15 protein-coding genes are annotated in these 23,751 nt (G+C 50.9%); 7 read left to right on the top strand and 8 right to left on the bottom strand.

The genetic code is table 11. From position 1 onward, the window contains the following. Positions 1-26 precede the first annotated feature (26 nt). Positions 27-1,940, bottom strand: coding sequence for an alpha-amylase family glycosyl hydrolase (locus ACJJIF_RS12515; protein ID WP_444928685.1), 1,914 nt, complete (start codon positions 1,938-1,940; stop codon positions 27-29). Between the two features lie 51 nt (positions 1,941-1,991). Further along, complete coding sequence (locus ACJJIF_RS12510) at positions 1,992-4,433, bottom strand: glycoside hydrolase family 31 protein (protein WP_444928684.1); 2,442 nt, start codon at positions 4,431-4,433, stop codon at positions 1,992-1,994. A 186-nt stretch (positions 4,434-4,619) separates the two neighbouring features. Between ACJJIF_RS12510 and ACJJIF_RS12505 the strand changes: the two genes are divergently transcribed. Both ACJJIF_RS12505 and ACJJIF_RS12500 read left to right on the top strand, forming a co-directional pair. Continuing rightward, the gene (locus ACJJIF_RS12505; protein ID WP_444928683.1) at positions 4,620-6,137 is read left to right on the top strand and encodes an MFS transporter; all 1,518 of its coding nucleotides are present in this window, start codon (positions 4,620-4,622) and stop codon (positions 6,135-6,137) included. Between the two features lie 177 nt (positions 6,138-6,314). Further along, a complete protein-coding gene (locus ACJJIF_RS12500; protein ID WP_444928682.1) occupies positions 6,315-7,721 on the top strand; it encodes an alanine/glycine:cation symporter family protein in 1,407 nt (468 codons plus the stop codon). A gap of 65 nt (positions 7,722-7,786) precedes the next feature. Here ACJJIF_RS12500 and ACJJIF_RS12495 read toward each other — a convergent pair whose 3' ends face one another. Continuing rightward, a complete protein-coding gene (locus ACJJIF_RS12495; protein ID WP_444928681.1) occupies positions 7,787-8,467 on the bottom strand; it encodes a L,D-transpeptidase family protein in 681 nt (226 codons plus the stop codon). 917 nt (positions 8,468-9,384) lie between these two features. On the opposite strand from ACJJIF_RS12495, the gene ACJJIF_RS12490 reads away from it, so the two are divergent. Continuing rightward, positions 9,385-9,678 (top strand): group II intron maturase-specific domain-containing protein, encoded by a 294-nt coding sequence (locus ACJJIF_RS12490; protein ID WP_444928680.1) that lies wholly within the window; start codon positions 9,385-9,387, stop codon positions 9,676-9,678. Positions 9,679-9,972: 294 nt separating this feature from the next. Here ACJJIF_RS12490 and ACJJIF_RS12485 read toward each other — a convergent pair whose 3' ends face one another. From ACJJIF_RS12485 to ACJJIF_RS12475, 3 genes are all read right to left on the bottom strand, one after another. Next, a complete protein-coding gene (locus ACJJIF_RS12485; RefSeq protein ID WP_444928679.1) occupies positions 9,973-10,530 on the bottom strand; it encodes a hypothetical protein in 558 nt (185 codons plus the stop codon). A 216-nt stretch (positions 10,531-10,746) separates the two neighbouring features. Next, a complete protein-coding gene (locus ACJJIF_RS12480) occupies positions 10,747-11,145 on the bottom strand; it encodes a hypothetical protein (protein ID WP_444928678.1) in 399 nt (132 codons plus the stop codon). A 1-nt stretch (position 11,146) separates the two neighbouring features. Continuing rightward, positions 11,147-11,848: a hypothetical protein gene (locus ACJJIF_RS12475; protein WP_444928677.1), complete on the bottom strand. Its 702-nt coding sequence runs from the start codon at positions 11,846-11,848 to the stop codon at positions 11,147-11,149. A gap of 1,466 nt (positions 11,849-13,314) precedes the next feature. Here ACJJIF_RS12475 and ACJJIF_RS12470 point away from each other — a divergent pair. The 4 genes from ACJJIF_RS12470 (at position 13,315) to ACJJIF_RS12455 (ending at position 18,497) form a co-directional block, all read left to right on the top strand. After that, a complete protein-coding gene (locus tag ACJJIF_RS12470) occupies positions 13,315-14,778 on the top strand; it encodes an aryl-sulfate sulfotransferase (protein WP_444928676.1) in 1,464 nt (487 codons plus the stop codon). Between the two features lie 202 nt (positions 14,779-14,980). Beyond that, positions 14,981-15,295 (top strand): cupin domain-containing protein, encoded by a 315-nt coding sequence (locus ACJJIF_RS12465; protein ID WP_444928675.1) that lies wholly within the window; start codon positions 14,981-14,983, stop codon positions 15,293-15,295. Between the two features lie 324 nt (positions 15,296-15,619). Next, positions 15,620-17,059, top strand: a complete 1,440-nt coding sequence (locus ACJJIF_RS12460) for an aryl-sulfate sulfotransferase (protein ID WP_444928674.1) — start codon at positions 15,620-15,622, stop codon at positions 17,057-17,059. 340 nt (positions 17,060-17,399) lie between these two features. Further along, positions 17,400-18,497, top strand: a complete 1,098-nt coding sequence (locus ACJJIF_RS12455) for an IS630 family transposase (protein WP_444928468.1) — start codon at positions 17,400-17,402, stop codon at positions 18,495-18,497. A 634-nt stretch (positions 18,498-19,131) separates the two neighbouring features. On the opposite strand, the gene ACJJIF_RS12450 is transcribed toward ACJJIF_RS12455, so the two are convergent. After that, the gene (locus ACJJIF_RS12450; protein WP_444928673.1) at positions 19,132-20,775 is read right to left on the bottom strand and encodes an alpha-amylase family glycosyl hydrolase; all 1,644 of its coding nucleotides are present in this window, start codon (positions 20,773-20,775) and stop codon (positions 19,132-19,134) included. A 210-nt stretch (positions 20,776-20,985) separates the two neighbouring features. Next, positions 20,986-23,700 carry an HTH-type transcriptional regulator MalT gene (gene malT / locus ACJJIF_RS12445; protein ID WP_444928672.1) on the bottom strand — a complete coding sequence of 905 codons (2,715 nt, stop codon included), beginning with the start codon at positions 23,698-23,700 and terminating at the stop codon, positions 20,986-20,988. Between the last annotated feature and the right edge of the window lie 51 nt (positions 23,701-23,751).

The raw sequence follows: 23,751 nt of genomic DNA, 5'->3' as shown, positions 1-23,751 counted from the left end.
GTCTCCTCCAGAACGCTTGGATATACTTAGTCCTGGGGATGCCTGGTAATAATAAATATATGGCTTTCAAAAGGCTCCAAATCTATCTTCATTGATCCAAGTTGATTGTTGACTTCCAGATCTATAGTTTTTTGCGAAAGCTGACTTGTAGCCTTAAATTGTCCCATCTCCAAATTCCAGTGTTTAATCAGTACTTCTGGCAGCTGGAAATTAAATGACACAGCCCTGTTATCAAAGTTGGCGACTACCAACAATTTTTCTTGTTCGCTCCAGCGGGCAAAGGAAAATTGCTTTTCTCCATAGCCAGAATTTTTCTGGCGGTTGTAGCTGTGTAAGTCCAGATAGTCGCCGCGCAGGGCCGGGCTCTGTTTGGAGAAATTAAGCAGGCGCTGGTAGAAGCTGCGCAGCTCTTTTTCTTCTTTTGTCAGCAGTGCAGTGTCAAAAGCGCCCTTATTGTTCCAGCGGCGTACACTGGGTACTGACCAATAGTCGAAAATGGTGGTGCGGCTGGCTTTACCGAAGCCGGCATCTCGGTTGGCGGGTTCTCCTAACTCCTGGCCAAAGTAAACCAGGGTAGGGGCTGGGGAGAGCGCGGCGGACACCAGCATTGCGGGCTTGCCCGCCTTGGGGTTGCCGGAAAATTCTGAGCTGGCGATACGCTGCTCGTCGTGGTTTTCCATAAAGCGCAACATATGAGCGGAAATATCTATCAGGCCTGCCTGCACCTCTGCAATTTTGTCAGTGCTACCGCTGTTCTCCATAACTGCGCGAATAGCGTCGTAGGTGCCGACTTTATCGTAGAGATAATCCATTTTGCCCAGGTACAGATAGTCCCGGTAGCGCTCTGGAGTATAGATTTCGGCGAGCAGCAGTGCGTCGGGATTGCGCATTTTGATCGAGGAGTTCAGGTAACTCCAGAATTCCACCGGCACCATACCGGCCATATCGTAGCGGAATCCATCCACACCAAAGTCCAGCCAGTAGTGGGCGATATCGCGGAATTTTTTCCAGGTGTCCGGGACTTTTTTGTCCGCCCAAAATTGGGCGTGGGCGCGGTAGTCGCGCTCGGCATACTGCCGGGGCAGCTCAGAAAAGTTTTTACTGCCATCGGGGCGAACGCCAAAGTTAATCTTTACCGTTTCATACCAGTCGTGCATGGCCGGCTGTGGGCTGCGTGCGCCATTGCCGGTCCATTTGGCGGGGCTCTCCGCAAACTGTCCGTCGACAAGATCGTTGGCCTCGCCGTTGAGAGGCAGATAACCGTCCTCAGCTACGGGCACACGGAAATCTTCACCCACCACATAGTAGAAATTGTTATTGCGGGCGTAGGTGACCTGGGTGTTGTCGTCGGCGCCAAAATCCCGTAGGTCCCGGGGTTTATCGAGGGATTGATAGGCGCGGGCGACATGGTTCGGCACTATATCGATAATCACTTTTAAGCCGGCCGCGTGGCTGCGCTGCAGCAGTGCCTGAAACTCCTGTAAGCGCTCTGCGGGATTGTTGGCCAGGTCCGGGTTGACGCTGTAGTAATCCTTGATGGCATAAGGGGAGCCGGCGCGGCCTTTGACCACATCTGGATCGTCGTTACTGATACCGTATTCGGTGTAGTCGCCGACGAGTGCGTGGTGCAGGGCGCCGGTGTACCAGATATGGGTGGCACCCAGTGCGTGGATTTCACTCAGTGCTTTTGGGGTAAAGTCGGAGAACTTACCCACACCATTCTCTGCGAGTGTGCCCCAGGGTTTGTTGGTGCTGTTAGTGTTGCCAAACAAGCGCGGCAGCACTTGGTAGATAACCGCTTTTTCCCCGCCGGCTTCTGTCGAGGGGTTAGTCTCTTTCGAGCTATTTTCCTGGGTGCAGCCGCCAGTACTGAATAGAGTGGCCCCCAGTAGAGAGGTTGCAAGGAGTTTGGCAATAAACAGGGAGTGTAACTTCTTCATGGTTTCCTGATGATTTTAATCTTCTCAGCCAGTGAACAGCAGCAGGTTGCTTTATGGATTTGTTAAAATTAAATCCAGCGGCTCTTTATGCCAGTCAAATTTAACCAGCAGTTGCTGTTTGCGCTTGTGATACCAGGCTCCACGGGGTGCCTGGGCAAAGTCTTTTTCACTGTCGAAAATAGGCAGGGAATCGCCACTAATATTCAGTTGCACAGGCATTTGTTGCCAGTTGTGAATATTTAAACTGACCGCACGGAATTCCGGCATACCGGTATAACCCTCGCCCTCACGCTTAAAGCTAAAAGTTAAGCTCTGCTGATTATTTTCAGCTGAGAAATACAGCTTCTCGTATTTGCCTTTTTCAAAGGCCTGCGCGGTAGCGCCATCATCTTCATAAATATAGCGCTCGGACTTTGCCGCTGCGGGATGGGCGTAGTAATCCAGGGTCAGGTTTTTGCTGGAGTAATCGCGACTGCTGTGGACAGCGTCAATGGTGGGAATAATAGCGCCGGCCCGCACCAGTACCGGGATAGTTTTCAGGTCCACTTCCATCAGGGCCTGCTCGCCAGAATATTGTTTATCTGTCCAGTAATCGAACCAGGTGCCGCCGGGCAGTTTTACCGCGACCTCATCCACATCTTCTTCCACGACTGGGGCAACGAGGAAATCCTTGCCCCACAGGTAGGCATTCTTGTAGTCCAGTAGCGACAGGTCACTTTCGTTTTCGAAAAATAGCGGGCGCATCAGCGGCATGCCGGTCTGGCTGTTTTCGAAGGCGAGGGTGTAGTTGTAGGGCAGCAGGCGATAGCGCAGTTTTACATACTCGCGCAGGATATCGCGGGTGCGGCGATCGTGGAAAACCGGTTCGGAAGCAATATGCTCCTGGGCGTGCGGGCGGTAAACCGGTTGGAATACGCCGTACTGTAACCAGCGGATATAGAGTTCGCGGTCAAATTTCTCACCACCGGCAAAGCCGCCCAGGTCTGAATGGGTGTAGCCAAAGCCCAGCAAGCCCATACTCAGAGCCAATTCCACCTGGGGCTGTAAGCCACCCCATTCCCGAGCGACGTCACCGGTCCAGGGAATCATTCCGTAGCGCTGGGAGCCGGCAAAACCGGCGCGCATCATAATAAAGGGGCGGCGCTCCGGGTGTTTTGCCGTTAGGCGCTGGTGCAGTAACTGTGCCCAGGCGTGGCCAAAGGCGTTGTGGACTTCATCGGCCATACCGATTGCGTGAACGGTATCGGAGGGGTGAACTTCCGGTTCACCCAGGTCGCCCCACCAGCCGGCTACGCCCTGTTCCTGTAGTCCATCGTAAATATTCCAGAACCAATCGCGGCCATCTTCGGAGAAGACATCGATCAGGCCGGTATTGCCGAAATAGAAATCAAAACGCTTGGGTTCTCCTGCTAGGTTTTTCGCCAGGGCATTATTCGCCACGGCTTCCTGCCAGCGCTCGGAGGTGGAGAGAACAAAAGGCTCGGTCACCAGAATGGTGTTGATACCGCGATCTTTTAGGTCGGCCATCATTTTTTCTGGTTCGGGAAAGGCCTCCTTATCCCAGGCCAGGTTGCCCATATGGCCTTTGATATCCGGGCCAAACCAGTAGAGGTCCAACACCAGGGCGTCCAGGGGGAAATCTTCCTCGGCAAATTTGTCCACAGTTGCACGCACCTCGGCCTCGCTGTGATAGCCAAAGCGCGAGGCGAAGTTACCCAGGGCCCAGCGGGGGGGCAGGGGCTGCTTGCCGGTGGTGGATACATAATTTTCCAGCAGTTGTGGATAAGTCTCAGCAGCTACCACGATGTAAGCGGTGCGCCCGGCCACAGCTTCAAACTGTAGGACGTCTTCTTCGCTGGCGCCCAGGTCCAGGGTACCGGTGGCGGAGTTGTCGAACAGCAGAATGTATTTATTGCTGGACAGTACTGCCGGCAGGGAAAAATACATCTGGTTGGATTCGGTGGTGTAGCCGTAGTGGGCGCGGTTATACAGGGGCAGGCGTTGGCCGCGACGGTCCATACCCATAACCCGCTCTCCACCACCCAGAAGTTTTTCCTCTGGCGACAGTGCGAAGCGGAATCCGCGCATGGTCTCGGTGGCAAAGAAGCCGCTCTCCTCACTCAGGATTGGCTCTTTACCGCGCAGGTATTCAATACGGAAGGGGGACTTGTGGATAACGGCACTGAGCGCGCCCGTGCGGTAAACGAGCTTGTCGCCTTGCTGTTCCAGCGTCGCCTGGGGTTGGCCACTGGGGTGGGGAGCGAGAGCAAATGAAGGCAACTGCTTTAGGCCCTCGCGGCGATAGTGTACCGATAGCGCTGAAGGGCCCACCGGGGTGAGGGTGACCTCGCCTTCACTTGTCTGTACAGTTAGTGAGTCTTCGCTCATGGTGTGATCGCGGTAGTTGCGCTGTTCAGCGGCTGGGGATTGCGCGCTCAGGCAGAGTGCAGCTGCGAGGCATACCAGGCGCAGGAGTGGGGATTTTAGGATCATCGCGCGGGACTTCAGTTGCTTGATTGGGATTCACGGTTTCGTATTGGCCCGGCGTATACACCCGGGCTTGAGTTTATCCTAAAGCGCAGGTTCTGGCCCGCATCCTCCCCTGTGGGGGAGGATGGCTGCTGCGGGAGTGCGTGTGAGAATGGCAGAATAAGCATAACTAGTGATGCGGTGACCTCTATGACCCAATCAGCCAGCAGCGCCGTTGCGCCGCAAGCCCAGCAACCGCGCTTGCCCTTTTGGCAGGTGTGGAATGTCAGTCTCGGTTTTCTCGGGGTGCAATTTGGCTTTTCCCTGCAAAATGCCAATGCCAGTAGGATCTTGTCTGACCTGGGAGCGGACCTTCACTCCCTATCCTTGTTCTGGATAGTGGCACCGCTTATGGGGCTTATCGTACAGCCTATCGTGGGCTCGGCCTCGGACCGAACCTGGAGTCGTTTCGGCCGCCGCAACCCCTTTATCCTCTTTGGTGCCATCGCTGCGGCCCTGGGTATGGCGTTTATGCCCAATGCCGGCCTGGTTGTGGCGCTAGTGGCTCCGATTATCTTCGGCGGTGTTATGTTGGCCCTGATGGATGCGGCCTTTAATGTGACCATGCAGCCTTTCCGCGCTCTGGTGTCCGATATGGTGCCCTCAGAGCAGCGTACCTTGGGTTACTCGATACAGTCTTTGCTGATTAATATCGGCGCCATCTTCGGCTCCATGTTGCCTTTTATCCTGACCAATGTGATCGGCCTGGAAAATACCGCCCGTGCGGGAGAGGTGGCCCCTTCGGTTATATGGGCCTTCTATATCGGCGCCACAGTGCTGTTGGGCAGTGTGCTGTGGACGGTACTGCGCACCAAGGAGTATCCGCCGGAGCAGTACAATGCCTATAAGGGGCTCGACTCTGCACAGCTGGAACGGGAGCGGCAGCAGAAGGCCTCACTGGCCAAGCGCTTGAGCGGCTTTTTCCAGCTGTTAATCAAAATGCCGCGCACTATGCGCCAGCTGGCCCTGGTGCAGTTCTTCTCCTGGTTTGCCCTGTTTATTATGTGGGTTTACACCACTCCAGCGATTACTCAACACGTTTGGGGAGTGGAAGCCAAGTGGTTTGACCCGGCCTATCTGGAAAGTGTCAAAGAAATTCCCGCGCATATTGCCGCAGCCAAGGGCGCTGCCGGTGACTGGGTGGGTATTATTTTCGCGGCCTACTCCCTGTTTGCCGCACTCTTTTCCATCGTCCTGGCTCGTTTATCTCAGGTGCTGGGGCGCAAGCTGACTTACTCGCTATCGCTGGCACTGGGTGGTTTGGGGTATATCAGCTTTCTGTTCTTCCAGGGCGGTGAGGCCACTCAGGTCAATCTGTTGATTACTCAAGTCTCCGTACCCAGTGGCGCCCTGGGGTTACTGTTGCCGATGGTGGGGGTGGGCATTGCCTGGGCCGCAATTCTGGCGATGCCCTATGCGATCCTCTCCGATTCCCTGCCAGCGGATAAAACCGGTGTTTATATGGGAATCTTTAATTTCACCATCGCTGCCCCGCAGATTGTTTCCGCCCTGCTAGCGGGCCTTATTTTAAAAACGGTGTTTGAAAACCAGGCTATTTACATCATCGTACTGGCGGGTGTGTGCATGTTGCTTGGGGCTCTATCGGTGGCCCTGGTACGAGAGCGTTCAGAGCCCCAGACCGAATTAAAGGCAACTACTACGGCTTGATCAAAAACCGTAATAAAACTTTTAAAAAGCCCCTTTTTGGGGCTTTTTTATTGCCAGAATTTCCAGTTTTAGTGATATTTTCGCATTTATTGGGCAGTGGGGTTTCGCAGTCGTATTTTGACAGTTTGGTGTGAGCGTACCTAGACTGGGCGGATCTCACCGGAAATACATTCAATTATGTCGATATTCCCTACTATTGATCGGGCACTGGAGGCTTTTGCCAGCTTCGTTTGGGGCCCACCCTTGTTGGTGCTGTTAGTGGGTGGCGGTCTTGCGCTACTTATTTATTCTCGCGGCCGTCCCTATCGCCATTTGGGGCACAGTATTGAGCTGCTAAGCGGCCGCTACGATGACCCCAATGACCCGGGCCAGGTGAATCACAGCCAGGCACTTTCTACCGCGCTGTCGGGCACTCTGGGGCTGGGTAATATCTCCGGAGTTGCTATCGCTATAACCCTTGGCGGTCCCGGAGCGATTTTCTGGATGTGGGTCACGGCCCTGGTGGGGGTGGCCACTAAATTTTATACGGCGACCCTGGCGGTGATGTTTCGCGGCCGCGATGCGAGTGGGGAACTGCAAGGTGGCCCCATGTATGTTATCCGCGAGGGATTGGGCCGACGCTGGATGCCACTGGCTGTACTGTTCGCCGTGGCAGGGCTCTGCGGTATGTTGCCGGTGTTTCAATCCAATCAAACCACGCAGTTATTGCGCGAGTCTTTTGCTGAGCCGTTGGGCTGGGTGGCACCTGGTGGGTCATTTACATTTGATTTTGCCGTTGGCTTACTCATTGCTATTGCCTCCGCCTATGTGATTGCCGGTCGAATCCAGCGTATCGGCAAATTCTCCGCAGGGGTGGTACCGGGCATGGTACTGCTTTATCTGGGGATGACCCTGGTGGTGATTGCCAGTTTTTGGGAGCAGGTACCGGCAGCATTTGCGCTGATTTTCTCCGATGCTTTCAGCGGCCAGGCCATTGCCGGAGGTACATTGGGTACGGCCATTACCGTTGGAGTGAGCCGCGGAGCATTCTCTAATGAAGCGGGTATCGGCACGGAATCCCTGGCCCATGGTGCGGCGAAAACCCGCGAGCCCATTCGCGAAGGTGTGGTTGCCATGCTCGGACCGATTGTGGATACCCTGCTTATCTGTACTTGCACGGCACTGGTGATACTGCTGACCGGCGCTTGGCAGCAGGGGGGGAATATTGCTGGAGTTACTCTGACTGCACAGGCATTCTCCCAGGTATTTGGCCCGTTCGGCCCTATTTTGTTACTGCTTATGGTACTGCCACTGGCGTTTAGCACTATCGTTACCTGCTGGTATTACGGCATGAAGTGCTACGTTTTTCTTTTCCGTGGCCGCTGGCAGGGGCTCTATACCGGGCTCTATATGGTATTGATTGTCTTGGGCTCCGTCGCCTCTCTAAGTGCCGTAAACAGTATTATTATCGGAATGTATGCGGTAATGGCGATACCCACAATGCTGTCCACCTTCTTGCTGGCAAGGCATGTTAACCGCGCGGCTCACGACTATTTTGCCCGTATGGATTTAGCGGAGAAGAAGAGCGCTGAGGTTTCCCAATAAAAAAAGGCGGGCTACATAGTCCGCCTTTTTTTATGACACGGAAAAGTTATTTGAGCTGCCGGTGTTTATGGCACTACGGATACCCTGGTGCCCACTTTGGCGTGGTGATAGAAAATCCTGGCCATATGCCAGGGTAGGCGAATACAGCCGTGTGAGGCGGGATATCCCGGGACATGGCCGGCATGCATGGTAATCGGGCCATTAATTCGCATCATATAATCCATAGAGGCCCCGCGAAAAATGGCTCCGGCCGGCTTGCGGTGCCGGCGCACATCCACGTTGCTGCGCAGTACGTATCCTCTGCGGCTGACATAGTGGCCATATAGGTTGGAGCGGTGGTTGTACTTTTTCTGCGAAATACGAAAGTTGCCCGTCGGTGTTCTGTGCCCGGCCTTGCCGGTGGAGACAGGGGTTATACCAGCCAAGCGCCCGCCCTTATAGAAATAGGCCATTTGCTCGCTGAGATCAATCACAATACGCGGGGCGCCCTGCACATTGGTCTTAAACCACATATGCCTGCTGTATCTCGAGTGCCCGCCATAACGATTGCCATGTCCCGACTGATAGCCATACCGGGAGTGGGGATTGGAATAGTCCACGGCATAGGCCAATGGAGCCAAAATGGCCGCTCCCACTATTATGACGGCAGCGGCAAATAATGATTTTTTACGAGGGGGCGCCTGCCGGGTTCTCCTCTCTTTTATCGGGCTGGCTTGATGGTTTTGCAGCGAAGGTCGGCTATGCATTACACACCTCTCTACGACTAGTGGGCCGCGCAAACAACCGTGGATTTTGAGTTCAACCACGGTCTGAGGGTGAGTACGCTCACCCTGCTCTGGGACGAGTCCATGGTTGATGCTTTTCCCCAAGCAGATAACCGTATACTCGGTCTCAGCTGCGGGCCGGTGCTGTGGCGGTATGAGCCGCTACAAGTCCAAAGGATGGTAAGGTCGGCCTGCAAGGGCGGTGGTAATAAAAAGGAATATATTGGATAGGCTTTAGAGGATGCCCTTCTAAACAGCATTACCTAAATTGAAGCTGATGTATAGGCGCTTAGTCGGCACCGGCAAGCCTAAAAAAGTCGCTCTCGCTGTATTGATGTATGTTGCAAAATAGCCAAGACTATTTTTTCTTAGGGTGGCAGTAATTGCAAAAAGTAAGAGTGTGATTGCCACTAACCCGGTCAAGAAGAAATCTGGGAGATACTCTTCATAATAGTAGGGGAGCCATGAGTCATAAAAGGCTGAAAAAGTAAGCTAATAAGCAGCCAGTGCAAGCAGAAGTGTAATTGCGGAAATCAATAAATTTTTCAATTCAGACCCCAATAGAAGCATAATGCCCGCCACATAGGCGAGCAATTTGTTGCGAATTCAGAGCGGTAACGCGTATTTATGCTGGCGTTTTTAGAAGTTGGCTTAACGAATTATATTACTTGTAAATTAGACATCTCTGCACAGGTTGTTCTTTCATATAGCTAGGAAAAACACAAGGGCCGCCCGCAGCCTTTATTCCATCACAATTTTTCGTATGATATGTCTTTTCAATTTCAACTTCATAAATTAAGCACTCTCTATTTGATACGCAGCCTACCAAGAGTAGGGGGAGAAAAAGAATCAGTTTTTTAATCATATTTTAACGCTGAAGCTACTTGGATCTATAACATTTGGGTTGTGCTTTATACACATTTTTTAGGCTTATTCAAAGTCTTATACGGCGAAATAATTTGGTTTTTCTATCGAAGAGAGCAAAGCTTGTCTGGCATGATAAGTTTTTGCTCAAATTTAAATATCGTGCCCGTAATATTGTAGGGCGATTCCGTGGTGTTTCTAGGGGCAATAAATTGAAAGAGCTTGCCGAATTTCTCCGTGGTTGGATCAATTATTTTGGTGTGTCGCAAGACTATAAAAACATCGATCTTGATTGCTGGATACGGCGAAGATTGAAAATTAACTACTGAAAAAAGTACGTCCGAAACTTACTACGCATGAGTGTGAGAGAATCACTAGCTGTCACTTGTGGGTTGTCTTGTAAACGGTGCAGGAGAAATGCAAAAACTAAAAGTATTCATATTGCACTTAACAATGAATTTTTCCAAAAGATGGGCTTGATTTTACTACGTGATTGCTGGGTAGAGATTCATTACAGATAGGGAGCAGCCCATTGCTGAACCGTACGATAAGTGGTGTGGTAGCCAGTAGCCAGTAGCCAGTAGCTAGAAACTACCGGCTACTCGATTTACATTTCATTTATATTAAAAAACAGACTCCTGAACTGCGACAAAATCCACTTCACATGAATCTGTTTCAGAGTGAAGCCTAAGCTTTTTACCCGACATATAAGCAGCTGTAGCCAAACTAAACATCCGATTTATAGTTGATTCGTCATGGCTAGACGGTGTGATTACACCGTATACATTTCCGTTTTCTATACAGTCAGTATTTACATTTGTTGAATTTTCGGATAAATAAATTTTCACTGACTCATTTGAACCTAAGTCATATTGTTTTACTGCAATCACCTGACCAAAGCCAATACTACCTGCATGGCAAAGAGTACCAACCACCAGAAAAATAAATCCAATTAAATAATTCATTAGTTCTCCATTAGTTTGTAAATGTAACGCCGCTAGCAAGGGCAGCCGAAGCAACGCGTAGGCTGTCCAGTCCAGCCCCGAAGGGGTTGGGCGAGCTTGCCTATCCTGGTTATAGTTGGCGCGCTCGGGGCTGACTACTAGCACTTTGCCAGCCATAGTTTGGCTGGCCGCTGCCCAATATTTACGAGGGAAGAATACCGCACTTCCCCCAACCAATTCCTATCTTGCTGGCACTCCGCGAAATTGCAGCGGGCTGCCCATTTTTACAATACCTGAGCAAACATTCTAGGAGTGAAACTTCTTGAATAGCAATCGGTAAAATTGCTCAATGTAGGGTACTATTTAGTGTCACTAAACTTTCAGTTTCTACAAAAAACAATAAATTCGACTGCCACAATAACGTCAACTGGGGCAATTTGCTATGAGTTTATTTCAATTTTTGTCGCCAAGTTTGTCGGTCAGGAAATCCCTTGTTTTTTGAAGGCGTATAGTGACTTCATCTATGACATTATCTTCAATTTTTTTATCTAAAAAAATTATCGCTGCTTCATATTTTAAATACCTGTAGTCCTGCTCTTGATCAGGGTTAATGGAATATATTTTTTTTATTTCATCCAGTGCCACTTTGCGATACACCACTACTTTGATGTCGTAGTCTCTTGGCCTTGATTCGCCATGATCCTGCCATTGCCACCACTCCATCCCAATAATTTCGCTAGCAATAACCTGCGGACCAAAATCGTTATAATTGAGTACTACAGTATTTTTGCTGGTATCATCTGAGCAGCCAGAAGCCAATAGAAAACATACTAGTATGAGGATGCGAAGCATATTAAGCCCCACACTTTAGTTTTGACGATGTAGATAAAAGAACTGATTGATCAAAAGGGACTACAATTGCACCGCTAATCCAAGGATATGATCGAAGGGGAGTTTCTTCGTAAAGCTCTGAACCAATTTTATCCCAATGGACTTCGTATACTTTTCCTTTTGAAAAGACCCAAGTATGCCTCCCTCCTCTAGATATACCAAAGCCAAATTTGACTAGCTCAAGGCTCGCAATGTCTATACTATTTAGTTTAGTGACAGGAGCAGATTTATTAAGCGCTTGATAAGCTGAATGTGTTTTTGGTGTAGCCGAATAATTTTGAACTTTGTATTCCAGAGGGATTTGGTAATATTTGCACGTCTTTTTTGCAAGATGGCTCGTATACGTATGTTCAGGATCAGCATCAACTGGATGCTGTGAGTCAGGATTTATGTATATGCCTTTCCAGCTATGAAAGTCCACTAAATATTTTGCCAAATCGGTTCCCTTTCCTCCGATCGTCCAAACTTTCTTTGAGGCCTTGTTATTTTCAAGTTTTTCAAACGCATAGCTAATAACATTCAAGGCATAAGTTATACAGTCTGTAGGTTTATAATCTTTATACTTTTCTGGGTAGATATTTTTCAGTTCGCTGCCTACTTCATGAGAATGATTATTAAATAAATCAATCATCTTTTCATGTGCATATTCAGAAAATGTTTTCATGTTATCTCCTTTATGTATGGCACCGTTTAGTACTCATAACGCCCCGTTAAGTAGCAGGCACGAGCTGTGTTACGTTTTTTGAAACACAGCTTTGGGCTGTCCGACTTCAACGGTTTGTTATGTTTGTTCCTCAAATAAAAACAGGGGCCGAAGCTCCTGAAAAAGAGTGCCTACTTCTTTTTGATGCTTTCGACAGCTGCTGTTTTTTTACGACGCTGCACTTCCGATACCGGAATAAACCGGCCTGTGCCAGCATCACGGCCTACTTTGCAGGATTTTTTTGGCTTAGCCATATTCGTCCAAATATGTAGACAGAACCGATCTACCGCCGTGAACCCTCCTCGTGTCCTCTTCAATTACACTCAGGGGGAACAGGCTACCAAACGCCTACTTTATATATGGTTTTAGCTACTCATTACAATATATATTTACTTTCAAATTTGAAAGTTCGCTAATGAACATAATAGTGTGTTCAAAAGCGGCTGTATTGTGTCACCTGTCAACATGTTCCAGAAACAGGGAGTTATTGGAATCAAAAAGTTATATAAATCAGTGGGTTAACCAGCGCAGCATAAAAACACCCAGGTGGATATATTGCAGCTGCATTATATCTTGTTGTTTTTCTCCTTTTGATCACAGGTATAAACCATTAAAAATCAATAAGTTAGCGTCTATATTGGTGTGGGTGTATGCAGCTGCTTTTGATCTTGGATATTGGCAGCATAGAAAAACAGCAAAAGAAGCGTTACGGATGATATTCGGCCTAAATTAGCTTCTAAATCAGAGCGTTTATGGATATTTCACGTCATAGTATTCGAAATCAGGGGCTATCGTACCAAATAGGGTCGGTTGAAGTTGAGGCGTTCCTTGCTCACCTTCACCTTGCTGTTCAGGGGTTCTGCGCCATTACTTATCTCTACCAGCAGTCCTAGGGTAATCCTTTAAGCTTGCCAAGAGCCATTGGGTTGCCGTGAGGCAGTGTTCGGGTTCTCTGTCATTTACAGTGCGTGTCTTATGGAGGGCTGCGATAGCGTATTCGAAAATAATGACTGTCGCGCGGCCGGATAGATTTGCATGGGTATACTTCTTATATCTAGGTCGGTCTTGAGCTTAGGCGTCTTCGCCAAGAAAATATCAAAAATATTATCGATAATTTTTATATAAAAATAACCTTTCTGGTAATTGAGAGGAGCAGATCTTGGATGTTGAGCGGGTAGGTTTGTAAAGTTAAATGTTTATCTAATTTTCTTGCTTATTAATTTCGCCTTATTTTTCATTTAAGAGCTGATGTGATGCGACTCTCCTGTTGCGGCGCGATAAATATTATTTGATGACTTCTCAATTCTGACAAGTGGTTTGTCTTGTTCTGTATTATGTGATTTTCAGCAGATAAAAATTGCCTCGCTTACCCCTTAATAACTTCGCTGGTATAGATTCCTGTAAATTTTACAAAATAGGAGTGTGCGATGAAAAGTTGGTCAAGGTTCTACGTGGTTTTGTTTGTCGGTATTGCAATATTGTTTGGTTATTCAACCGCTAGTGCGGAAGAGGGGAGGGTTAGGAAAGTCCCAACAGTTCTGGAGGATGAGGTGGCATTAATGCTGTCAATGCACCCAGAAAACAACTTGATGATTAATGCAAAAATAATAACGAGTAGTGAAACTCAAGTAGCAATTAGAATTAACTCGACAGAGACAGAGCGTCGGAGCACAGATTATACCGATTGGGGAACGGATCACGATATTACTTTGGTGGGGCTGAGGGCAGACACTAATTATCGTTTTACGGCGCTGGCAAGGTTGGATAGCGGCGAGCTAGTACAAAGCCAGGTTGTTAACTTCAGAACAGGTTCACTGCCGGAGGGGGCTCCGCCGGTTGAAGTCACTAAATATACCGATCAGAGTGAGGGCGGAGTGACAATATTTGCCCCATCGAGTGGTAATGGGGAGACTTTCTGGGGCGTTGATGAGACGGGGGAAATAATTTGGTATCTCCATGGTGATTTATCACTCTCGAATAATCCCGTCGTGCGCAATTTAAACGACGGCAGATTGATGTTGCTGCTAAATCGGGAAGTCCGGATTATTTCTTTTTCTGGGGAAATACTTCAATCCTTTGCGGTTCCCTCCTATCACCACGATGCAATACTCCTCGATAATGGGAATCTGTTGATACTGGCAAATGCTACTGAAAGGGTCGGTGGGAAGTTATTGCAGGGCGATGTCATTAGTGAAATCGATGATCGGGGGAATACCCTGTGGCATTGGTCGTCATTTGATCATCTCGACACAAATCGATTCCCCGGTAATCTTGCCAATAAAATTGTGAGCAATGGTGCTTTGGACTGGACCCATTCTAATTCCTTGCACTATATCGCTCAGGATAATTCCATTTTATTATCTAGCCGCTCGCAAAGCTGGGTGGTGAATATTGATCATGCCAGCGGCGATGTAAATTGGATTATGGGTAGGGGCTCGTATACTTCAGAGAGTTTCTTGGAAAAATTATTTACCTTACAAAGCGGCACTTGGATGGCCTCGCAGCATGCAGCTATGCGCGCGTCGGATGGAGATATTTTAATTTACGACAATAGGAACGAGTCTGAATACAGTGGAGATGTCTATAATAGCCGCGCGGTGAAGTTCTCTCTGGATACTGAGGCGATGACAGCAGTACAGACCTGGGAGTACATTGCCCCCAAGTATACCGCCTCTTTGGGGGATGTGGATGAATTACCCGGGGGCAATATCCTATTGTGTGCGGGTGGTCCCTCGGGCGGCAGCAGCGGCAGTAATACAGATGCGTATATTATTGAGGTTAGCGGCGATCAGGCCGCAGAGACTGCTTGGGAGATGGTGCTAAGCGATACGCGGGTCTATCGCGCAGAGCGGTTCTCCTGGAGTGATCTGTCAGTGGTAGGGGATTTATAATTTTATATTTAGCACTATAGCGATGCACCAGTAACAATCTTCGTTACTGGTGTAGTATGTGAATAGCGATCTCACATCTAAATACGATGTTTGCTGGGGGGCTAGCTTTCCCCCTGGTTACCTGTAGATAGCGGTCGAGGTATTCATCGGCTTCTCAGGCTATCTTTTATCAACCTTTGATCGAACACCGGAATAGATGTGTATGGATAACCTACTCAGCCAGCTACCTGATGATCGGTCAGTGGAGCACTTTGAGAACTTATTGCTGGGAAAGGCGTGCCGGGTGGAGCGAATCGTATCCTACGGTCAATCCTCACCGCAAACGGGCTGGTATGACCAGGATGAGCATGAATGGGTGCTGGTGCTGTCTGGTTACGGTGTTATCGAGATGGAGGGTGGCGATAGACACCGCTTGGAGAAGGGGGATCACTTGCTGATTCGAGCCAAGCAAAGGCACCGGGTAACAGAGACTGCGGCCGATGAGCCCACAATATGGCTGGCCGTTTTTTATCGCTGAGGCGCGTCAGGTCCTAGACCGGCCGGTCAAATTTTTTCTTTTGTTGAGCTGTCCTCACATATTTTCTCCTTTCTTTTCCTTTCCTAACTGACCTTTTTCCCACTGTTCGAGATGCTGTAATCCCCTGCCACTGGGGGGAATCCAAATATTTCCGAAAAAATTCGCAAAGCAAGTAAACGAATTTATTCTTCTAACGTTGTGTGCTTGTTAACAGATTGAGTTAGCTCTATGTGTGCTTGTTCGCAGACTGAGCTGGCTCTAGCTGATAGTGCGCCGCTAGAGCGGCAATCAATATCTGTCATCCTTACAAAACAGGAATACAAAATGAAAGGACGATTTAGACTGTCTATTACTTTTTTTGTGACTATTGTCACACTCTTTAGCTATTTAAGCGTTGGTGCTGAGGAGCTTTTATCTGGGGATATAGAGCTGACGCTCTCAGCACATCCAGAAAACAACTTAATGGTGAATGCAAAAATAGTGACGAGCAGTGAGTCACAGGTAGCCGTCAGAATCAATTCAGCAGAAACAGATCGCCGTCATACCAGTTATACCGATTGGGGCACTGAACACGATTTGACCTTGGTTGGCCTGAGAGCGGATACCACTTACTTCTTTACTGCCCTGGCAACACTTGACAGTGGCGAGGAGGTGCAAAGCGAGGCTATTACCTTTAAGACCGGTTCACTACCAGAGGGTGCACCGCCTGTAGAAGTCACTACCTATACTGATCAAAGTGAAGGGGGCGTAACGATATTTGCCCCGGCGGAAGATACCTCGAATACTTTTTGGGGGGTTGATGAAGAGGGGGAGATAGTTTGGTACCTTCATGGTGATGTGCCTCTGGTCAATACTCCGGTCGTGCGAAATCTGCAAGATGGCACCTTGATGCTGCTGCTGGATCAGGAGGCTAGAATCATCTCTTTTGCGGGCGAAACACTTAAATCATTTGATTTGCCCGCTTACCATCACGATGCAATACTCCTCGAAAATGGCAATTTGCTGGTGCTCGCTTATTCTTTTGCAACGGTAGATGACCTGTTTTTGAAAGGAGATACCATCCTCGAGATAGATGAAGAGGGTAATACGGTCTGGGAGTGGTCGTCATTTGATCACTTGGATACCGCTCGATTCCCCGGTGAACTGTCCTATCGAGCCGTGCGCAATGGTTCCCTGGATTGGAGCCACTCCAACTCCCTGCACTACATGTCTCAGGATGATTCCATTTTACTGTCTAGCCGCTCTCAAAGCTGGGTGATCAACATTGACTATGCCAGCGGCGATATAAACTGGATTATGGGCAGTGAGTTGGGTGCCTCAGAGAGTTTCTTGGATAAACTGTTTTCACTGCAAGAGGGTAGCTGGATGGCCTCCCAGCACGCGGCTATGCTCGCGTCAGATGGTGAAATTTTGATTTACGATAACAGAAATGAATCTGAATATAGCGGTGAAATCTATAATAGCCGTGCAGTGAAGTTTTCTCTGGACACCGAGGCGATGACAGCTGCGCAGACCTGGGAGTACGTTGCACCTAAGTATACGGACTCTTTAGGAGATGTAGACGAGCTGTCGGGGGGGAATATTCTATTGTGTGCCGGTGGTCCCTCCAGTGAGAGTACTGGTGAGGATAGAAATGCGCATATTATTGAAGTTACCCCGGATCAGGCAGCAGAAACCGCTTGGGAAATGGTGGTGAGTGATACGGTTATCTATCGCGCTGAGCGCTTCTCGTGGAGTGAGTTATCAGAGGTAGATGCCCAATAATTTTAGGCTTGCCGATATAGCTATTCACCAGTAACAACCTTTGTTACTGGTGAACTATATTGATGGCTGTTTAGCGTCAAATTTAGGGGCGATAGGTTTTTTTCCGTATTGATTCTGAAATTGCGCAGGCCAGGTTATTTCTGCCGGTCTTCCAGCTAAGGTTGCAGAGGATACATTGCTCAGTCAGCTCTCTGGTAGTGGGGCGGTAAGTGTAAGTTGGGAGAGGCAGCCCCTAATTCCGCAATATCTCTGCGCGCCTTTTAGAGGCTCTCTAGTGTAGTGTATTAAATATATTGCTGATATATAATGTGAGCTTAATTTAGCGATTAAGTGAAGACCAATGCCAGCTCAAGTTGAAATCAATTTATCACCGGAAGAAAAAAAGCAGTTAGAAAAGAATATAAAAAGTCGAAAAATATCGGTGAGATTGGCTGAGCGGTCAAAGATTATTTTGCTCGCTGCCAAGCAGGTTCCCAACTACCAAATTGCGAAAAAGTTAAGCATTGATGTCAATACGGTGGGCCGATGGCGCAATCGTTTTGCAGAAAAGCGTCTGGCAGGTATAGAGAAGGATTTGCCCAGGGGGGCTAATCATGGCGGTAAGAATTCAGAAGAGCAGGCAAAACTCCGCTCGAAAATTATCAAGATGACGACAGGAAGTAAGCCAAAGGATGGGACACACTGGACAACGCGAGGCATGGCGAAAGTCTTAGGAATTAACCACTCTTTTGTCAGCAGGGTATGGCAGGAAGTGGGCCTTAAGCCTCATCTAACCGAAAAGTTCAAGGTGAGTAACGATCCTGCTTTTGAAGAAAAATTACGCGATGTTGTTGGCTTGTATATGTCACCGCCAGAAAATGCTGTTGTCTTTTGTGTGGATGAAAAAAGCTCGATTCAGGCCCTGGATCGGACACAGCCTGGACTACCCATGAAACCGGGGCGGTGTGGCACTATGACCCATGATTATAAACGTCACGGGACAAGCACTCTTTTTGCCGCCCTTAATACGCTGACTGGTGAGGTCATAGGTGAGTGTAGAAAGCGCCATCGTCATCAGGAGTTCTTAGGCTTTTTAAAGACCGTAGAAAAGCAAACACCTAAAGAACAGGATCTTCATCTTATCGTCGATAATTACGCGACTCACAAGCATGAAAATGTAAAGCGCTGGCTCAAGAGAAACAAACGAGTTCATCTTCATTTTATTCCGACCAGTTCATCCTGGCTAAATCTGGTAGAAAGATTTTTTGGATTACTCACAGAGAAGCAGTTGCGCCGAGGGGCATTCACCTCAGTCAAGGAGTTGGAAACGGCTATCGTGAAATTTATTGAAACACATAATGAAGCCAAGAAAGCTTTTGTGTGGACGAAATCTGCTGAGGAAATTTTATTGAAAGTGGAGCGTGCACGCCAAGCACTCTCAAATCAGCAATCTATTTAATACGGTACACTAGTTTTATCGTTGGCCGTTTTTTATCCGTTGACGAGTGGCCCAGCGAATGTTCGACCAGCCGGTCAGCGCAGGTCTATCTCTATATGCCGTAGCAGGCTGTATTTGCCGCTGATATTTTGCTTAAATCACCTCGCTTTAATTTGGTCTGATCATTTGATAGCAAGTCAAATCCTTCTTTGCCAGGCAGCGTCTGCTGTCTGGTCTTTTCTCTGGGTGTCGTTTCCAGAAAAACCCTCCGCATAAATAGTGATGGAATTATTCAGAGGCTCCCTCTTTCTCTCGCAAAATAAAGTGCTTACCGGTTGAAAAGCGATAATTTCGTTTCCCTTTAGAGAAAATATCCGAGGGCTGTGAGAGGCGGGCATCGATCTGTGGTCGGGTGGATAACGGCTATCGCTATCGTTTGCTTGGTGAAAAACAGTACCATCTACAGGGTGATATTTCCCCTTTCAATAGCTTGGTGTGGGGAAGTTTTTGCCGCAGATGTTTTAACGGAAAAAAGCCGGCATTATGCCGGCACGAAAGCAGACGTCGAAAAGGAGAGACGTTGCAGAGAGACTGTCATTCTGGCTCGATGCCCAGGCTTTAAGCGGCGCAGGGCATTCCGAACAGCGTGAATAAATTAGGCTTTTTTACGCAGCAGTACACAGGCATCAGCGGCGGCGAGCGTTAAGCTGTCCCCTTCCACATTGCCGGTAAATAGTGCTGGGGTAATATTGTGTGCAGCGGAGAACTCAGCCGGTATTTTCAGGCTGGCACTGGTTTGCCCCAAGTTGACGACTACCAGTATCTCTTCGCTGTCGCTGCGTCTTACGAAGGCAAATAGCTCACTGCCGGTATTCATCACCTCCTGCTCCGCCGTCGCCAGCGAGTGGGGTAATTCCCGATGCCAGTCGATCAGCGCGCGAAAGCGATTGAGCATAGAGTGCTGGGCGTCCTGCTGGACTTCTACTGCCCGCTGCTGGTGTTGCTCGGAAACCGGTAGCCAGGGTTTTGCGCGGGAAAAACCGGCGTGGTCGTCGCTGGTATTGCTCCAGGGCATCGGTGTGCGGCAGCCGTCGCGGCCTTTAAATTCTGGCCACAGATTAATGCCGTAGGGATCTACCAGGTCCTCATAAGCAATTTCCGCCTCCGGCAGGCCCAGTTCTTCCCCCTGGTACAGGCAGACACTGCCGCGCAGTGCCAGTTGCATCAACAGGAACAGCGGGGCTCGGGCCTCGGCTTGAGCGGCGCTAAAACCTTTGTTCCAGCGGGTTATTGAGCGGGGCACATCGTGATTGCTGATCGACCAGCAGGGCCAGCCCTTCTCGATCACGTCGCGGTTTTTCTCCAGGGTCTCGCGCAGGAAGTCCGCGCTGCACTCCTCGCTCAACAGATCGAAGGAGTAGGCCATATGCAGGCGCTTTTCCGTGGTGTACTCGGCCATAATTTTGTGGGTGTTGTCGTCGCCGACTTCGCCCACCGTCACTGTGCCGGGATATTGATCCATCAATTGGCGGACCCGCTGGAGAAACACCAGGTTTTCCGGTTGGGATTTATCATTCTGGTGCCACTGGTAGTCGTAGTGGTTGACTGGGGGCAGGCCTTTTTCATCGAGCTTGAGCGGGCGCGCCGGATTATTGCCCAGGGCCTGCTGATGGAAAATAAAGTTCACCGCATCCAGGCGGAAACCATCGACACCCCGGTCGAGCCAGAATTTCATATCGGCGAGCAGTTGCTCCTGAACTTCCGGGTTGTGCACATTCAGGTCCGGCTGCTCTTTGAGGAAGTTGGCCAGGTAGTATTGGCGGCGGCGGGTACACCAGCGCCAGGAGCCGCCACCGAATACGGAGACCCAGTTGTTGGGCGGGGTGCCATCTTCCTTGGGGTCGACCCAGACATACCAGTCCGCTTTGGGGTTATCGCGGTTGGCGCGGCTCTCCCGGAACCAGGGGTGCTGGTCCGAGGTGTGGCTGAGGATCTGATCGATAATTACTTTCAGGCCGCGCTTGTGAGCCGCTTCGATCATCCGGTCGAAATCTTCCAGGTTGCCAAAAATAGGGTCTACATCGCGGTAGTCGGCAACGTCATAGCCGAAGTCCACCATCGGCGATTTAAAAAAGGGTGAGATCCAGATGGCATCTACGCCGAGGGATTTTACGTAATCCAGTTTTTGCGTGATTCCGGGAATATCACCGATGCCATCTCCGTTGGCGTCGCAGAAGCTGCGTGGGTAAATCTGATAAATAACGCTGTTGCGCCACCACTCATAGCTGTTGCCGCTCATGGATTACTGCCTTGTTTCATTATTTGAAATGTGGAGATGACCCACCTTTAAAAGATAGGGTGAGTATGGAGCAGTCACCGGTGTGCTTCCTCCTCCCCGACCAGGGGGGAGAGGGGAGCAAAGCGGCATTTGCCGGGGGTGGTGCGCGGTCGGTAGGTGGGGGGAGCGTATCCCGTGGGCACGTCCCTGTGCCGGTGAAGCGGGGCTTAATTAGGGTTTGTCCTGCACCGAGCGAAGCATCTGTTCGGCCAGGGCGATGGCCTCCTGGCGATCCTTGACGTCCAGCTTTTGGTAGAGGCTGCGGATATGGGTCTTAATAGTGCTCGGCGCCACCTTAAAGTGGCGGGCAATTTTCTCGTTCGACAGACCCGAGTGAATTGCATTGAGTACCTGCCACTCCCTTGGGGTGAGGGGGGAGTGGCGCAAAAAGTCGGGCACGGCATCGCTGGCGAGGATTTCGCGGATAATGGTGTCGTCCAGTTCAATGCGAATCCCGCCGTCCAACTCGGGCTGCTGTTGTGCCGCTTTAATCAGTTGCTGGGCCTTGCTGGACTCCGCCTCTTCCAGGCCATTTTCCAGGGCTGCTTTTAGGATGACGATCAGCGGTTTGCCTATTTGCAGGAAGCTGGCGCGGAAATCCCGCTTATGCGAGAGGAGCAGGGCTTCGCTAATCGCCTCCACAGACTGGGGGTATTGTTCCCGCAGCCACAGCAGGTGGGATTCCAGCACTCGATTGCGCAGGCGGTCTGTTTCCAGGCCGCACTCGTTGGCGACCTGCTTCAGGCGGCTCAACAGGCGGTTGGCATCGGACCAGTGGTGCAGTTCGATCATCGCGCGCACATGGTTGCGCCCGTGGCACTGTTCAAAGTGATTGCTGGGCCTGTCGGCGACAGGGGCGGCCTGCTCCAGCCAGCTGGCGATGGCCTGCTGGTTGCCCAGGGCGCGCCAGGTGCGGATGCGGGTGGCATCGGCATTGGCGATCCAGTCCCGGTGGTAGCGCCCGTCTGTGAGCAGGCGTTCAATACGCTCCAGCCACTCCAGGGACTCCTCTTTTTCCCCGCGCGCCTGGGCAATTTTTAACAGCAGGGTGTACTCCGGCAGCAGCCAGTGCTCGCCCACCCGGCGGTTGATCTGCATGCCGCGGCGCGCGGCGTGTTCGGCACCTTCCAGGTCGCCGGACTCCCACTGCAACTGGCCGCGCAGCCGGCACACAAATTCAGAGATCGGCAGTGTCGACAGGTGATTTTTCTGTACCAGAGTCTGCACCTTCTCCTGTAGCGTGGCGGCTTTTTTCAGCAGGCCCTGGGCAAAGGCGATCTCGGTCTGTTGGCAGATGGCCCAGGCGGCGCTGGGGATATCGCGCTCGGCGATCGCCAGGGCCTCCACCTCCTGCATATAGCGGCTGGCTTCTTGCAGGGCACCCAGACAGAAGCTGGTCTCACCGATGACCAGCAGAGCGGAGATTCTTTCACCGAGCTGGTCCGCGCGCAGCAGGGCCAGAGCCTCCTCGGCATACTCCTTGGCTTGCAGCGTCTGCCCCCGGGCAATGGCTACCTGGGCGCGCATAGTGGCAAAGGCCCCTTCGAAGTCGCGCCACTGTACGGGGTCTTCCCGTTGCAGCCAGCTCTCGGAGGCGGACAGGTTTTTCTCACACAAATCGTATTCAAAATTCTCCCGCGCCATTTTCGCGGACAGGAGGGTAAAGCGCGCGCTGTGTTGCAGGGCTTCGGCACCGAGTCTGTCGAGGCAATCCCGCAGCAGGCGCGATTGGCCCGCGCGCAGAAGCTGCTCGCCCCGCTCGTTGAGCAGTTGCTTCAAGCGCTCGCGGTCGCCCCCGGCGAGGGCGTGGCGCAGGGCCTCCGCCGGCTGGTTCAGCGCTTGCCAGGTATCGCAGGCGGTGCTGTGCAGTTGCAGCAGGTGTTGGCGGTCATTGAGTTGCCGCTGTAGGAAACGGGCAAAAACCGGGTGGAAGCGGAACCACTGGCGGCTGGAGTCCTGTGCTTGCAGAAAGAGTCCCCGGCGTGCGGCCTCTTCCAGCAGCTGTTGGCCGTCCTGGCGACCGGTCAGGCGCTCCGCCAGCTGGGCGTTCACCCGAGTGAGAATAGAGGTGCAGGAGAGGAGTTGGCGCAGTTGGGGTTCCAATCGCTCTAATACCTCTTCCGCCAGGTAGTCGAGAATATGGCTGTGGCCCTGTTCCAGCTCTGCCAGGTAGCGATCCACTTCGTTGCTGTCGCGCACCGATAAAGTAAAGAGTTGGACAGCGGGGGGCCAGCCCTCGCTGAGATGGTGCAGCTGAGCCGCGCGGTCGCCGTCGAGGCTAAACGGCAGGCGCTGCTTGAGCAGGGTGGCGATCTCCTCGATATTGAGGGCCAGTTCATTACTGCCCAGTTCCAACAGGCGCCCCTGTACTCTCAGGGTGGCCAGGCCCAGGGGTGGCTGGCTGCGACTGGTGAGCACAATGCCGACGCCGGCGGGGGCGTGGCGCAGCAAAAAGCGGGTGGTGTCGTGTACCTGCTGGTTGTCGATCTGGTGGTAGTCGTCCAGCACGATACGCAGTTCGCTGGGCAGGCTGCGCAATTCCGATAGCAGGTGGCTCACCAGAGTCGAGGGGTCCGGGCGCTGGGGCGCGGACAATAACTGGTGGGTCTGGGGGACGCCATTGCCCGTTGCCCTGTGCACACTTTCCACCAGGTAGCGGCAGAACTGGCTCGGTTCATTATCGCTGGCATCCAGCGTATACCAGGCGACCGGGTTGTCCTGCTGCGAGGCCCAGGAGGCAACCAGTGTCGTTTTGCCGTATCCCGCCGGGGCTGTCACCAACAGCAGTTGATCGCTGTGACATCGGTTTAGAATCGATAGCAGGCGCGGGCGCGCTAGGGCGTGCTCGGGGCAATCCGGCAGGCTGTATTTGGAAGTTAAAAGCATCGCTGCGGGAGTGGCTGTCTTTAATGTTTGATTTTTGTACAGGCGCTATTA

Source organism: Microbulbifer regidiadema (SeqCode) (assembly GCF_052467605.1).
The sequence above is the reverse complement of the archived record's forward strand: the minus strand, read 5'-3'. Positions and strand labels throughout refer to the sequence as shown.

What these genes read in the sequence shown, in the direction of transcription:
- ACJJIF_RS12500 (WP_444928682.1), top strand. Translation starts at nt 6,315, where the DNA reads ATGTCGATATTCCCTACTATTGATCGGGCACTGGAGGCTTTTGCCAGC.
- ACJJIF_RS12495 (WP_444928681.1), bottom strand. Translation starts at nt 8,467, where the DNA reads ATGCATAGCCGACCTTCGCTGCAAAACCATCAAGCCAGCCCGATAAAA.
- ACJJIF_RS12475 (WP_444928677.1), bottom strand. Translation starts at nt 11,848, where the DNA reads ATGAAAACATTTTCTGAATATGCACATGAAAAGATGATTGATTTATTT.
- ACJJIF_RS12455 (WP_444928468.1), top strand. Translation starts at nt 17,400, where the DNA reads ATGCCAGCTCAAGTTGAAATCAATTTATCACCGGAAGAAAAAAAGCAG.
- ACJJIF_RS12510 (WP_444928684.1), bottom strand. Translation starts at nt 4,433, where the DNA reads ATGATCCTAAAATCCCCACTCCTGCGCCTGGTATGCCTCGCAGCTGCA.
- ACJJIF_RS12465 (WP_444928675.1), top strand. Translation starts at nt 14,981, where the DNA reads ATGGATAACCTACTCAGCCAGCTACCTGATGATCGGTCAGTGGAGCAC.
- ACJJIF_RS12470 (WP_444928676.1), top strand. Translation starts at nt 13,315, where the DNA reads ATGAAAAGTTGGTCAAGGTTCTACGTGGTTTTGTTTGTCGGTATTGCA.
- malT (WP_444928672.1), bottom strand. Translation starts at nt 23,700, where the DNA reads ATGCTTTTAACTTCCAAATACAGCCTGCCGGATTGCCCCGAGCACGCC.
- ACJJIF_RS12480 (WP_444928678.1), bottom strand. Translation starts at nt 11,145, where the DNA reads ATGCTTCGCATCCTCATACTAGTATGTTTTCTATTGGCTTCTGGCTGC.
- ACJJIF_RS12515 (WP_444928685.1), bottom strand. Translation starts at nt 1,940, where the DNA reads ATGAAGAAGTTACACTCCCTGTTTATTGCCAAACTCCTTGCAACCTCT.
- ACJJIF_RS12505 (WP_444928683.1), top strand. Translation starts at nt 4,620, where the DNA reads ATGACCCAATCAGCCAGCAGCGCCGTTGCGCCGCAAGCCCAGCAACCG.
- ACJJIF_RS12460 (WP_444928674.1), top strand. Translation starts at nt 15,620, where the DNA reads ATGAAAGGACGATTTAGACTGTCTATTACTTTTTTTGTGACTATTGTC.
- ACJJIF_RS12450 (WP_444928673.1), bottom strand. Translation starts at nt 20,775, where the DNA reads ATGAGCGGCAACAGCTATGAGTGGTGGCGCAACAGCGTTATTTATCAG.